The 14424-nt window shown below is 33.6% G+C and carries 13 protein-coding genes; 4 read left to right on the top strand and 9 right to left on the bottom strand.

The genetic code is table 11. From position 1 onward, the window contains the following. Positions 1 to 15: 15 nt before the first annotated feature. Positions 16 to 633, bottom strand: a complete 618-nt coding sequence (locus A9CBEGH2_RS02490) for an RNA polymerase sigma factor (protein ID WP_163104193.1) — start codon at positions 631 to 633, stop codon at positions 16 to 18. Positions 634 to 1152: 519 nt separating this feature from the next. Between A9CBEGH2_RS02490 and A9CBEGH2_RS02485 the strand changes: the two genes are divergently transcribed. The 4 genes from A9CBEGH2_RS02485 to A9CBEGH2_RS12415 are packed head-to-tail and all read left to right on the top strand — an operon-like array spanning position 1153 to position 6127. After that, positions 1153 to 2109, top strand: a complete 957-nt coding sequence (locus A9CBEGH2_RS02485) for a hypothetical protein (RefSeq protein ID WP_163104192.1) — start codon at positions 1153 to 1155, stop codon at positions 2107 to 2109. Positions 2110 to 2130: 21 nt separating this feature from the next. Continuing rightward, positions 2131 to 4926: an ATP-dependent DNA helicase gene (locus tag A9CBEGH2_RS02480; RefSeq protein WP_163104191.1), complete on the top strand. Its 2796-nt coding sequence runs from the start codon at positions 2131 to 2133 to the stop codon at positions 4924 to 4926. A 16-nt stretch (positions 4927 to 4942) separates the two neighbouring features. Further along, the gene (locus A9CBEGH2_RS02475; RefSeq protein ID WP_163104190.1) at positions 4943 to 5146 is read left to right on the top strand and encodes a helix-turn-helix domain-containing protein; all 204 of its coding nucleotides are present in this window, start codon (positions 4943 to 4945) and stop codon (positions 5144 to 5146) included. A gap of 18 nt (positions 5147 to 5164) precedes the next feature. After that, on the top strand, positions 5165 to 6127 hold the full coding sequence (locus A9CBEGH2_RS12415) for a hypothetical protein (RefSeq protein ID WP_163104189.1): 963 nt from the start codon (positions 5165 to 5167) through the stop codon (positions 6125 to 6127). On the opposite strand, the gene A9CBEGH2_RS02465 is transcribed toward A9CBEGH2_RS12415, so the two are convergent. From A9CBEGH2_RS02465 to A9CBEGH2_RS02425, 8 genes are all read right to left on the bottom strand, one after another. After that, positions 6122 to 7438: a DNA cytosine methyltransferase gene (locus tag A9CBEGH2_RS02465; RefSeq protein ID WP_163104188.1), complete on the bottom strand. Its 1317-nt coding sequence runs from the start codon at positions 7436 to 7438 to the stop codon at positions 6122 to 6124. The genes A9CBEGH2_RS12415 and A9CBEGH2_RS02465 overlap by 6 nt on opposite strands. Positions 7439 to 7886: 448 nt before the next feature. Continuing rightward, the gene (locus A9CBEGH2_RS02460; RefSeq protein WP_163104187.1) at positions 7887 to 8900 is read right to left on the bottom strand and encodes a hypothetical protein; all 1014 of its coding nucleotides are present in this window, start codon (positions 8898 to 8900) and stop codon (positions 7887 to 7889) included. Positions 8901 to 9096: 196 nt separating this feature from the next. Next, on the bottom strand, positions 9097 to 10596 hold the full coding sequence (locus tag A9CBEGH2_RS02455) for a hypothetical protein (RefSeq protein WP_163104186.1): 1500 nt from the start codon (positions 10594 to 10596) through the stop codon (positions 9097 to 9099). Between the two features lie 10 nt (positions 10597 to 10606). After that, the gene (locus tag A9CBEGH2_RS02450; RefSeq protein ID WP_197739438.1) at positions 10607 to 11284 is read right to left on the bottom strand and encodes a hypothetical protein; all 678 of its coding nucleotides are present in this window, start codon (positions 11282 to 11284) and stop codon (positions 10607 to 10609) included. Positions 11285 to 11321: 37 nt separating this feature from the next. After that, positions 11322 to 12053, bottom strand: coding sequence for a hypothetical protein (locus tag A9CBEGH2_RS02440; RefSeq protein ID WP_163104184.1), 732 nt, complete (start codon positions 12051 to 12053; stop codon positions 11322 to 11324). Then, the gene (locus tag A9CBEGH2_RS02435; RefSeq protein ID WP_163104183.1) at positions 12044 to 12277 is read right to left on the bottom strand and encodes a helix-turn-helix domain-containing protein; all 234 of its coding nucleotides are present in this window, start codon (positions 12275 to 12277) and stop codon (positions 12044 to 12046) included. The genes A9CBEGH2_RS02440 and A9CBEGH2_RS02435 overlap by 10 nt, the downstream gene beginning before the upstream one ends. Before the next feature lie 127 nt (positions 12278 to 12404). Then, positions 12405 to 12863 (bottom strand): SymE family type I addiction module toxin, encoded by a 459-nt coding sequence (locus tag A9CBEGH2_RS02430; RefSeq protein ID WP_163104182.1) that lies wholly within the window; start codon positions 12861 to 12863, stop codon positions 12405 to 12407. A gap of 42 nt (positions 12864 to 12905) precedes the next feature. Then, positions 12906 to 14312, bottom strand: a complete 1407-nt coding sequence (locus tag A9CBEGH2_RS02425) for a recombinase family protein (protein ID WP_163104181.1) — start codon at positions 14310 to 14312, stop codon at positions 12906 to 12908. Positions 14313 to 14424: the final 112 nt, after the last annotated feature.

Here is a 14424-nt window from a genome sequence, read left to right as displayed (position 1 = left end):
CCCTTTCTATAAAAATTATTTAGAAAAGTTTTCTTTGATATATTTCATGGCATTGTCACGATGTTTTTTGACATTCTTAACACTGATTCCAATCTGCTTTGAAACATCAGTTAAGCTCCATCCATCAAATTCTGTAAGTTTAAGAACTACTCTTTGCTTTTCAGTAAGTTCTTCAATAAGTTCACGGACTCTTTCTGTATTATCATTGACAACACAGTTTTGACTCATTGCCAACTGATATAAAAGACGGCTCTTATCAAAATCAGAATCTGCCCCATCTGTACTAAAGTCATATTCAAGGGAAAGGTTGTAATTTCTCGGAAATCTCTCATTAACAGCACAATTGATTTCGTCCTTTGTTGGAGCATAGCCATTCTTAGCTGTTTCTTCCTCAACAAATTTTGTGATCCATTCTTTGATTTCTGCTTTTTCTTCTGAGGTTCTTTCAGGCCTTAAGTTTTTGTTGTTGTAATAGACCTCACTATCATCCAGAGCATGTAGCATTTTGATATCAGCCTCGGTAACTCCGTTCTCTCCAGGTCGAATAACGATTCTTTCTTCTTTACCATCAGCACTTGTAAATGTGTAAGTGTAAGTATCTCTTTTCTTGTAATTTGTCTTTCTAATTTTCATACTTTGTCCTTTCTGCCTAGTTCTTGCAGAAGGGCAAAGGAAACAAATAAAGGTCGATGCCTATAGAAGTACCGACCTATCAAGCCTGAAAAAAGACATAAGGAAAGTAGGGTACTTCTTCGCACCACTCACAGGAAGTCCTGTGATTAGTGTCGATATCTGTATCCAATGCCCTTATAGCTAATCAGGCCTTGTGATATTTATTTTTAAGTGCTTCTGGCACTTAGTTGAATCCACTAAATGGACTCAACTAAAAGTCAGAATAAGACTAAAAATGAAGTGTTTGTATAATTTGTGTCTGCGAACGCATCTTTGTGCTCTGTAAAGTATAGATTCCACTGTATTTATCTGATATAATTTAGGTTAAGCCTATATCTAAATAAAGAATTACTAATTACAAACACTTGCTGTTTGCTTTTTACAATACCCATTATAGATAATTAAATGGATAGAACTTGGTAGCGATGGGTAGGCTTGGGTAGGCTTGAGTGTAAATAAAAACACAGAAAGAGGTGGATTATGGAATTCACAGAATTTGCACAAAAAATAAAACCCATCATCGGTGGTTCATACAGCACTCACGTTTTTACAAAAACACTGTTTGAATCCATCATTATCGAAGAGGGTTTATTACAAATTGAAGATATAAGCGAAAGCACTTTTAAAGCTTATTTTAACGGGAAAACAACAATTACTAGGTTTTCCAAACGTATTTTGCCCTATATTGAACCTGCACAATTCATTGTATACTTAGATAATTTTTCTGAAGCAACAACTCAAAGGCTGTGCGATGCTTTTCATCCTTACATAAATGACATTGATCTATATAATGCTTCAGAAAAAATTGCATATTATTTTGAAGAGATTCTTACAATGGCTGCCGCACAAAAACGAAAAAGCACTCCTAAGAGTGCTAAAAAAGACAGTGATAAAACATCACATGATATTCTTACTGAAAAGATCTTGGCTTCTGGACAGGCAGTAGCCGATGCGTGGGGAAACGCAGTAAGCAACCTGGTAGATGGATTAAATAAAAGCAGCATTACCGGAGCAACAAGTGTTCAGCTTCCTGAAGAACAGGCAGACGAATCCCCCTATTCTGCCGAAGACAATTTACTGCTTGAAGAGTTCACAGCAGATTATGACGAAATCATGGCTGCTCTCATCGGAGAAAACTATGCTGTATCATTAATCGATATGACTCTGCCTTGTAAAATAAAAGACTTGTATGAAACTAAGTGGATGTCAAAAGCAGATGTGTTTGCTGATCCAACCTTAAAGTCATATGTTTTTGGTTTACTTGGAGAACTAAACAATATAAGTAACAGCTTTTTATTCGATGGCTCCGTCACTCCTTTTTTAGGAAATGCCAGAACCAAAATACGCAATTTGTATGTAAAGCTTCATCCAGATCAATTTGCATGCTCATTTCCCTACGATGCCTTTATCGATGACTGGGATGACGGAGAATACTAATAAACGAAAGGAGGAATGTTAATGCCAACAATCGATGAGTCTATCAAAAAGATAGATAATGTAATATGTAGGCATTTAGATGAAATAGAAAATAATTCTCGTGGTGCTATTTCTCAAGATATTTTAGAGCAACTGACGAAGTTCGTGAACCACGTCATGCTCAAGTTTTATGCCGATGGCAGAGAAATATCTATAACTGCCGAAAACATAGCAAAAGCCACTGAGTTTGCGCAGATAAACAGCGACTTGTACACTTTATACAAATTTCATAATTACCTAGAAATTGTCACCACGCAATACACTCTAGATGAAGATGGCTCTGAACGATTAATGCTTAAGTATTACCAATACTTATTAGAAGCAAAGAATCTTCTCAGACACTACTATGGTATCGAAGTATTACATAACATAGATAAGTTTCCTCTGCATCTGGATGATACCTTGCAGGAATACTACAAAAAGATTTCTGAAATAATAGAACGGCATCCTGTGGAATTACATACCGACAGTAAAGATAAATACTATATTCAGAAAATCAAACCGCTGTTTGTAAATAGAAAAATATATTATGAAGTCACATTCACACCTATAGACGATAGGAAAAACAAATCCAAATCTAACAGAGTAATTGCTTTTACCAAACTTCCAATCAAAAGCAATTACGCATCAAAGTTTCATCTTATATATGAGACTATCGAGATATTAGGAAAAACAATGCCTATCATCATTATAGATGGCTGGGAAGTTTCCATCCGTGACTGTGAATTTCAAAATTTCATTTCACTGATAAAAGGCAAGAAAATAAGAGTACCTTATCCAGAGCAACGATTAATCTGTGAGTTCCTCACTAAAACAAAATACACTTTGACTGCTCTAATGGACTTCCCGGACGAGGCATATGATAAAACTACTCTCCAATGGAAAAACAACCTTAAGTCCATGGTGTTTATTCCAATTTTAGATGAATGTAGAAAGCTTATACGAGAAGGTCGTAAAGGACAAAATATGTTGCGATACCTTCTTTATAACATGAACAACGTTATAATTAAAAGCCAATATTCCTCTGGCTACTATAGAAAATATTATGAAGAGTGGATAACTGCCGGAAACAGTCAGCTTTCTGGTTTGTATTTGTCAAATGGTTGCAGGCAATTTGATTCTTTACCATTCAACAGATCTCCTGTTGGTCATAATCCAAAATTAGGAGCTGTTTTCGAATGTATTCCTTGTAAGGATAAACGTCCGGAATTATTCGCAAGATTTATAAGAAATAACACGGAAGGCAAAGGTCAGCTTTTCACTGATGTTGATGAATTGATTTATTTTCCTGATTATCCAAGTCTCATCGAAAAGTATAACAGTAGCCTTTACTCAGGTCACAGACCTGCAAGTGATTTAATGCTTGAACATAACCAAGTATTTATAAACGATTACAAACTTGATACTTGCAAGGTGATTGAAAAATTACAGGGGTTGGCAGAGTCAGGTATTGAGAATTACAGTACAGATGTTGAATTTTGGCTATTATTTGATGATTACGAAATTGATTGTATTGAAAAAAGAGACATCATCACTCGTATATTTTCAGAATCAAAAGTTGGTGTAATATATGGCTCCGCAGGTGTAGGGAAATCTACGCTTATAAACCATGTTTCTCATTACTTAAATGATGAAGCAAAATTGTATCTAACGCAAACAAATCCTGCGAAAGAGAACTTGATGAGAAAGATTGATGCTGATAATGCAAGCTTCTCTACAATTGCCAGTTTCTTAAATCAGAATTCTAGTGAAAAATATGAATTATTAGTTATTGATGAATGTAGTACAGTTAGCAATAAAGATATGGTAAAGGTGTTGCAAAAAGCAAACTTTGAGATGCTTTTATTGGTTGGAGATACTTATCAAATTGACGCAATTCAATTCGGAAATTGGTTCTCGGTACTAAAATCATTCTTGCCAGAAAGTGCTGTATTTGAACTGACCCAGCCTCATCGAACAAAAAACGAACGATTGCTTGAACTATGGGATAAGGTTAGAAAGATGGATGACACAGCGAAAGAGGTCATTGAGAGAGAAAGTTACTCCTTAAAAGTAGATGAAACCCTACTCTCTTCGCTTGAACCAGGCGAGGCTATCCTCTGTCTAAATTATGATGGCTTATATGGAATTAACAATATCAATAGGTTTCTACAAGAAAGCAATCCTAACCTCGCTGTTCAATGGGATGTTCAGCAGTATAAAGTTGGAGATCCAATTCTCTTCTTAGATTCGGACAGATTCCATCCCGTCATACACAACAATATGAAAGGACTTATCAAGGGAATAGAAATTCTAGACCTAGGAACTCATGATGAACGCATTCAGTTTGATGTTGAGATACCAAAGGTAATAGATGAAAGTGATATTAGATTCATCGATCTCCAGCTACTTGAATGTTCGGAAGATGAAAATAAATCAGTAGTCAGATTTTATGTACACAAATTAAAGAGTGCTGATGAAGATGGAGATGATAGAAGTTCATACAATGTTGTTCCATTCCAGATTGCTTACGCAGTATCCATTCATAAAGCACAAGGACTGGAATATGACTCTGTAAAGATAGTTATTACAGACGAGGTTGAAGAACTTGTAACACACAATATCTTCTACACTGCTATCACAAGAGCCAGAGAAAAATTGAAAATCTACTGGACTCCAGAGGTTGAAGAAAAGGTAATCAACAGAATCAAGCCACGTGATATTAGTAAAGATGTAGAACTTTTAAAAAATTATCTTACAGATGAACAACAATATGATTTCAGTGATTTTATTTTTTGAAACGAGGAGGTAGATTATGCGAATCAGTTATAACAAATTATGGAAAATGTTAATAGATAAAGGAATGAATAAAAATGATCTTAAAGATGCTTCTGGTATAAGTGCAGCATCCATTGCCAAATTAGGAAAAGGAGCAAACATCACCACTGATGTTCTTCTTAAAATCTGTAAAGCAATGGATTGTAAATTAGAAGACATCATGGAAACTATAAAGGATTAAACTAAGGAGGAATTTCAAATGAGTCAAAATATTATAGAATATGCCAGAGAACTATCCGTAAGCAAGCTTTTTGAGACCAACGGTTTTTCATCAGTTTGGAATACTTGGAAAGCGAAAATTAACACCGATATTTTCAATTCATCTACTCCAACCGAACATCAAATTTATTCCATTGGAGACAACTTAAGAGATATTTTCAAAACTACTGGTCAAGCAGGAAGAAGCCAGAGTGATGTTGCTGGAGGCGGAGCAAATTGGGAAGCTTTAGTTTGCTGGTATTTAAATCTTTGTTTAATTGGGAGAAGAACATTTGTTATTAAACATAATCGAGAATTAATACCCGAGCCTATAAATAAGGCCATCACCGTAAATTATGGTAATTTCAGATCTAATACCGAATCTGATTTAATTGCAATTACCTTTCCTGATAAAATTGAATACAACATGGATAAAGATAACATCAACATTAATGATGTCAATGGTAATCCCGTGGCAACATACTCCGGAAGAACATATCAATTCCTACCAATTTTAAATGCATTAGTTTCTAGAGACTTCGATGATATTGAAATTCATATTATTCAATGTAAAACAAATTGGAATGATAACGCACAAATCCCTATGCTTTGGGATGCTGTATACTCAGCTAATACTTTTAGAAATGGAATCTCTGTTGGCACTGATGGTTATTCAATTCACGATGCCAAAAGATTTACATATTCTTTTGTTACCGTTCCTTCAAATCAACTTGTAAAAAATGGACGTCAACAATACAAAAATACTTCAACAGCGGTTTTGAGAGTTATTAATCTCTCTGGGGGCAACTATTGGGGTTTACCATCCTCTGCTGGTGTTGCAAGTTCTATAAAGGAATTAGTTGAACGCAATTTAAAAACCGGGCATACCAATGGAATCATATCTACAATTCGCACTGCTTTGCCCGATTTAGGTACAACATATAGCTATTTTAATTTATTATAAAACCTTTAAGATTTCCTCCGCTATTGCTTTTGCTAATAGTGGAGGAACTGCATTTCCTACCTGAGTGTACTGTGGAACTTCAACTCTTCTTCTTAGTCCACCTGTGGTTCTTTTGCCTAAAAATTCAAACGAATCATCAAATGACTGACATCTAGCCATTTCACGAACGCTAAATGTTCTATCTTCCCATGGACTAATATAGTCATCAGCAATGGTGACCACCGTTGAAGATGGTTGATTAGAGGCGAATCGTTGTCTTATATTTTTCTTTGTTAATAACACCTCAACTTGTTCTTTTGTTGCCTTTGCATCCTTAAAAAGAGCCACAACGTCCTCGGACTTCATTTTGAATTTTTCACTGCACAGTTCAATCAAAGCAGGCTTGTCAGAAATATCTATACCTTCTTCTATTACACGTTTTTTAAGGTTAGATCCACTTTCGCCTTGCTTGAATAATCCGAATCTTTCTCCAACAACCGCTGTTTGCTTTGATAGTTCCATATTCATCTCTTGTTCGCAAGAAATCGGTGTCCCTGAAATAGTTGGTGTTCTTCCTTTGATACTTGCTAATTGATAAGGAGTCTTTTTAGGACACACTTTCTGTCTCACACTATCATCAACAATCAAGTCTCCAATTGCATCAAGTAGAGTAAGATAATTGTCAGGAGTAACAGTCGGTTTAGGGTATTCAGGTGGAGTTAATCCGCTCTTATAACCTATAAAAATTATTCTATTTCTTCTTTGTGGAACACCATAATCAGCCGCATTTAATATTCGCGGCTCTAAGGTATCATAACCTATCTCATGTAGTTCGCTTCTCAGAATGTCAGGGGTTACACTTCCATCTGGATATTCGATACCAGTAATTCCTTTATATCCCAAGAACTGCATATCAACAAAACCTTCAACATTTTCAAGTACAATATATTTAGGCCTTACTTCACTTATCACTCTTACATATTCACCAAAAAGCATATTACGAGGGTCGGATTTATCTCGCCTACCAGCTCTTGAAAATCCTTGGCAGCTAGGACCGCCAATCATTAAATCTATTTCCGGTATTTCACGCTCATTAAATATTTCAAGAGATGAAATACTCTTTTTAATTATATTGCCTGTAAGATTTCTAATATCCGCTCTTTCAAACCATGTGTTTTTTCCTTGAATCAACCCAAGCTGCTCATGTCTATGCTTGTATGTCACTTCAACCATATCACTGATATCTGAACTAAATAATATATGAAATCCGGCTTGAATCAATCCTTCGGAACAACCTCCTGCTCCGCAGAATAAATCAATTGCATAAGCCATATTATTCCTCCAATCTTATATGATAAATTATACTCGATGGCCTTGTAAAAGTCCAGGAGTTTATGCTATATTGGCATCATTTTTTTTAAATATCAACATACCAATTGAAAATAATCTGATTTATTTATTTGTTACCGGTTGAATAACGTATGACCAAGTTCAACATTTTTGTATAGTCGACCTACTGCAATATTTCTGTATGCTCAACTATCCAAATTCATAAATTTATATCAGTTTTTTTACATTTTTTCTCCACCAAATGGTCTAGCTAAAAACACGGAAAAGCCTTATTTAAAACCGTTTTCACACTTTTACTTATGTACTTTAGTCAACAATACTACGCTCTCAACATGAATAATCATTGGAAAAACATCTAATTTCACAGTTTAAACAATACAATTAAACAAAATTCTTGACACTACCTTTAGTGATTTTTTTGCAGTCATCTTTAAGTCCAACTCTTTGTCATCAATACTTGTGCTAATTCTTCAGTATCCGGAATATCCTCTGTTCCAAGAACCTGTGTTAAATCAAAGATTCTTGTCCCCCACGGTGCTCTTGGGGTAACTTTTTTGAAATCTGTCTCATAGAATCTTTCAACAAAGAAATATCGATGTTTAACTGTTCTAAGATCATAACCATGAGAATCACCATCAGCCATCGCTCTCTCGATAGTGGCTTTTCTCTCATCTGTAAGTTCTCCTAATTCAGTGTCAAATTTTATACCATTTTCTGTTTCAACAGCAGTAATTTTAGCAATAACCTTACCAATTGCTCGAACACTTTTATTTTTATAGAGTCCAAGTATATCATGAGCTCTAAATCCACGCTCAGCATTGTCATAATAAACGTTTTCGCTAATATTGAAATCCAAAGTTGTTCCAGCTAGCTGCATTCTCATATACTTCCATGCATCTGATACAGGAATCAAACCATCGGTATAACAATAGTTCAAGTAATCATCTAAAACGTCATTGATTTCATAATCTCTATCATCAAGAACATCGCTTATCGCATTAGCCATTTCTTCAAAAGTTGTATTTATATGAATAATTGGATGATTTTGAGTTTTGTTATACTCTATAAGTTTCTCCTCAAAAGCTACTTTCTTTTTCTTTTCCATCAGTTCTGGAGCAAGGGTAATCATAACCTTATACTTTTCATCATTGAATGAGTTTAAATGACGAAGGAGCTGATCTTCATAAAACCAATCTGACATTTTTGTTTCAACCACAATTTTAAAACTCTCCTGAGTAATTGTTGCATCTGGAATACTATCAACACTCTTCTCTTGAAGAGTGAATATAATTTCTGGATCAAAAGAATCAGAAAAATACTCTGACTTTAAAAATCTAAAAAACTTGTCCGATGAGTAAGAGTAAAGGCGTGATAATAATAGCATTGTATTTGCTGTAGCCACATTCTCCTTCTCATGGTATCTTTGAAAATAATGTATTTTCATAAACTATTCCTCCTCTTCTTCATCATTATCATAATATGTAGCAGATCCATATGATTTATAAAATGAACCACTTCCATCGGAATTCTTACAACTTTAGCTACTATCTGTGCCTTCAGATTCAGGTAATCCCATCCTTCATCTTTTTTTCTTACTCATACACAATCTCTTTTACACAAATATTTAACTGATGTGAGATTTAATAGACATAACCTATTTTATTAATACCGATAACCCCACGTTTAAGTACTTTTATATCAATCGTTTCATATTTAGAACGATTAACTAACTCTTGAGTAGAAGCTGTACTAATATTAGTTCTTCTTACATCTACTCTTGAAATTGGAGCAATATCAATTCCCATATCTTTTAATACTTCTTCTGGTAGTTCATAGTTTTGGTCAACAAGACCAAAACAAGTAAATCCAGTATCAATACAAAAAGAAATTAATTTATTTTTCCCTATGTTATAAACTACGGCTACAGAACATCCAAGCAAACTCCCTATTGCATATCCAACAACTGGAAGCTCTGGACATAATGCTTGAGCAATAGTTCCACCAATCTTCATACTCGCCAAATATCCAGATGAAACCACAACAGAATCAACAAATCTCATTCCCATTTGTTTAGCTGTCATATTACCTGCTGCAACCATGATGCTATCCTTAACAGTACCCATGATTACTGCAACAGCAACACCTACAACAGATGGGTTAACTGTTCTCATACTCTCGCCAAGAAAACCATTCTGTAGTGCTAGTTCTACTCCATATGCAATAGATCCACGCAAGAAAGCCTCTCCACTTGTAGATATAACTTTCTTTCCTGATTTCTTTAACGCATCTAAATCAATCTCTCCGTGCTTAATCAAATAATCAATTGTTTTATATAATTCTGGAACAAGCTGTGTAATTGCCGTAATAGTTGCAGCAGTTAAACCTGCCTTCATTGCTCTATTCACATAATCAATTCTTACTTTATCCAAAAGTGAATTTTTTGTATAACCATGTTCTTCTGGATTAAACCCATCCGTTTTTGCTTCTTTAGCAATTTGTTTTGATTCCTTAATGGATAACTCTTTAGATTCTATACCTTCTCTATCAGAAATCTTACCAACAAGATGTTCCTCAGTATCTAGATGAGAATGAGAAACATCAGGTCTGTTTTCAATATCTTTCAATCCTCTGCGATGTGCCCAAGCTTTAGCATCATCCACCTGCTCTGCAGCTATTAATCTTTCTTGCCCTTCATATTTAGGAGCACCTGTATCTCTATTTAAAACAGCTTGATAATTCTCTGCATCTTTTGCAACATTAGCATATTTAAGGCTATATTGCTTACCAAAATTGGTATCAATATCAACACTGCCATATCCAGTTTCTTGAAGTGTCCTTGCTCTATGCTCTGATCCTTTTCTAATAGCATCTATATTAAAAGTTCCAGCGTGCCATTCTTCTGCAATAAACCCTTTTAGTTGTTCTGAATCCAAATTAAGACTTGGATGATTATTAATACTATCAGCAAGTTGATCAATTGCTGCGTTTATTTCTTGTATTCTGATATTTTGTTTTGCAATAGATTCATTCTGAAGAGTATTTTGAACATAATCAGAAAAAGCTATTTTACTTCCCGCATCTGCTCCAAGTAAATCAGCCATAAAATTCCAACCATATTTGACTTCCTCTAAATTAGTCATTTCAAGTCACCTACGCATTCATAAAATTATCTAAGTCATTGTTGTATAAATTAACAACTCCATAGAACAACTGTTGTCTTGTAACTTTCTTTTTATCTCTTAACAAGTCTTCAGTTTTACTCGCTACATTCACACGTACCTTATCAAGAGCTTTTACACCTTTATCCAAGGTGTTTTTAGCATTACCAAGGAATTTATTTATTTTCTTTCTAGAGTTTTTATTTTCATCATCCTCTGTTTCATTAGGAGTAGATTCCTGTTCTCCATTAGCATATCTTGTATTAATAGGTTCCTTAATCATGTCAGGAACAGAAAGTTTTGATAGCTGTTCAATAAAATCAAGATAGATATCCTTATCATGCATTTCTTTAGAATCAACAAAAAGTACTGCTTGATTCCCTGCCCATCCATATTGAACACCAAACTGATTAAATTTAATATCAAGAACAGGAATAAGCTTATCCGTCCCACTGATATCTCCCAAAAACAAAACTTTATCTGTTATATTCCCTGCTTTCTTATTATTGAGCCAAACCTTTTCAGTCCAAGCAACAACATTAACAGAGTCATCACGAGTACCAATTATACCTTCTTCTTTATCATCGTGAGTTTCTACCATCTTTTTAAGTTGATTTACAACCATTTCATCTTTATATACAACAATCAATGTTTTAGACATTCCAAACATAATGATTTATCCCTCTCTTCTTTTCATATATGAAATATTATAATTCCAAAATACCATCTTGAATTTCTGAATCTATATAGTCCATTTTGAGGTATTTTCTTAATTCGTTATATTCAATCACAATACATTTAACAATTTCTTTAATTAGTCTTATTTCTTCATCATTAGCCACATCACGGTCAGCACTATCAACGTTTGATTTAGCAGAACTATGATCAAATGCAAATCTATACGAAATAGCTAATTTCAACAATTTTTGTGATGCAAACTCGCCTTTCTTAATAATATAATCAGTCATTTTATCTTTTCTAAATTCAGATATGGGTGTTTCAATATCTTCAACAGTTTCTTCGAATGATACTGGTTCTCCCACTTTGAAATCCAATTTTTGAGTGACTTTATGTGTAGCTGAAACCTCCAGAAAAGGAATTTCCTCAAAAGAGTATTCATTTCCATCTGTTAATTTAATAAAGTGTCTTACATATTCAGATTGTATGATTATTGCATATAATTTACAGTATAATTCTGAATATCGTTTATAATAGAATTCATATTTAAAATTAAGATCGGAAGAAAACTCTTCAAAGCCTTCACGAAACTCTTTTTGAACACTTTCTGTCATTCTAGTAATTTCTTGTATATCTTCTTTTGTAGCCAAATTCTTCCCTTTCTCTTTCATGTATGATGGGAAGGAAAATTTCATAAATAACACAAAACCAATAATCCCCAATATTAGTATGCTATCCAATATTATTCGTACTATTTCCATTTTTCTTTTCCTCCTGCTTTATTTTTTGTATAAGTTATCTCAATATCATAACCAAGTTGTTCCATGATTCGAATAAAAGTCTTATTAATAATTCCATCCTGTTTTTTTATAACTCGATTCACATAAGATTTTGTTGTGCCAATTGCTTCAGCAATTTCCACTTGAGTCATATCCGCTTCATTACATTTTTCTTTTACATCAGTTTCTATATTGTTCTTTAACATTCTCTTACATCCTTTACTAAGTTTCACAAATAAGATAACTACATACATTTTATCATTTATACCAAGGTTGCTCAATAAAAAAAATACACTCGTCGATAATACTGAGTGTAAATTTAAAGAAATCATATTAAATCACTTTATGTATTATTAGCTCACCTAAACAATCACATCTCACTTTGATGTCTTCTCCTATATCAAATCCATATTTTCTTAACCATTCCCCTTTAAGAATGATGGTAGGTGTCGATTTATATTTATACCCACTCCCTTCATACACCTTAAGGTTTCTACTCTCTTTGCAAGTGGTATTTTTCTTTTCTTGTCGTTCTAAAAATTGCTTATCAAACTCTTTTATGTGACTTATTGCTTCAACAACAGAATCACATTTGCTATATTCGTGATATTTCGTTTCTTGTGCTCTTTTCTTATGATAAACAGTTATTCTATTAACCTCATCAAATTGGTTGCTGAAAACGCTCCAAAAGTGCCCTGTGGCATTTGATTTCAACTCAACAAAGTTTATTTCCTTTCTGACAATCGTAAAATAAGAATCATCAAATAGTTTATAGTCTCTTTTCTTTAGCATAAAACATTCTCCCTTCAATCATCTAATAACTGTACCAGTTCCCTATATCTCATCTTGAGTGTAAATAAAATCTTTCGCCTGTTTTAACCTCTCGTCACATTCATAATCAGCATAATTTACAACATCTATCTTCCCATCATAATAATTTATCCGAAGTTTTGTATCGGGTAAGACAATAATCCTATCTATCAACCTATGTATAAGTAGTAAAGATATCTCTATTTTCTCTTCTGTTCTTACTTGGATGTATTTATTTTCGAATATTGGTTTCCGAGATTTCGTTTCTTCCTTCTTTATCCCGTGATATTCTAAAATTGAATCATATATTATTAAAATCAGGATTTTTTCTTTTATTTTTAGCGAAGTACCCTTTTGTTCACAAGTAGTTTTAACATAACTACAAGTTTCATAATTAGTTCCTGAATGTTCAACTTTTGTATACATCATTTTTGAACATCTTCTATCACATATAGAACAGTACAACATTCCCATAAAAAAATTCCTTTTTAGTAAAGCACTAGCATGAGTTTTGTTGGCAGCCTTGGTTAATCTAAACTGTACTTTTTCCCATGTGTCATTATCTATTATTGCCTTATGATGATTTATCACATAAATCTGATCGATTTCGCCATTATTTTTCAACAATTTCTTAGTAATCGGATCAAGTACATAATACTTTTGCAACAGACAGTCACCTTTATATTTTTCATTCTGAAGAATAGATGAAATTGTGGATGTACCCCATTTATCTTTTCCTTTAACCGTCTTAATATCATCTTTCTCCAATAGCAGTGTAATATCCTTTAATGTGTATCCATTCAAAAAATCGTTGTATATTCTTTTGACAATTTCTGCTTGTTTTTCATTAATTAGATAACCTCCATCTTCTCCACGATCATATCCCCAAAAATTAGAGAAAGGTACACATCCTATGCCTTTAGACATTTTTCTTCTCATTCCCCATTTAGTATTTTCTGAAATAGAACGAGATTCTTCTTGAGCAACAGCTGCTATTACTGTGAGAATAAACTCTCCATCGCCTGACAATGTCCATAGATTGTCTTTTTCAAAGTAAACTCCTACATTTAAAGATTTCAATAACCTTGTGTATTTGATTGTATCTAATGTATTTCTTGCAAACCTAGAAATTGATTTAGTAAGGATTAAATCAAACTCTCCTTTCTTTGCGTCTTCTATCATTTGAAGAAATTGGCTACGATTCTTCGTGCTTGTTCCGGTCGTTCCTTCATCAGCATAGATGTTAACTAGTCTCCAATCTTCTCTTTTATCAATTTTTTTACGGAAATAATCTATTTGATTATTGAATGAGCGAACTTGCTCTTTTTTACTCGTGGAAACTCTCACATAGATTACAACACGCACTTCTTTCTTTTCATTTTTTTCTTCTACTTTGTTTGCTGGGATTATATTTATGATTTGTTCTAACATTTTCTTTCACCTCGATTTTTGTCTATGTTTGCTCTATCAAGATGAAAAATCAAGTTATAAATTAAAATCTCAAAGTTTTTTTGTACTAATTTGCCGATACGCTTTGATACCA

Origin of the sequence: Amedibacterium intestinale, from assembly GCF_010537335.1 — a bacterium.
GTDB lineage: Bacteria > Bacillota_I > Bacilli_A > Erysipelotrichales > Erysipelotrichaceae > Amedibacterium > Amedibacterium intestinale.
This window is presented reverse-complemented; position numbering and strand designations above follow the sequence as displayed.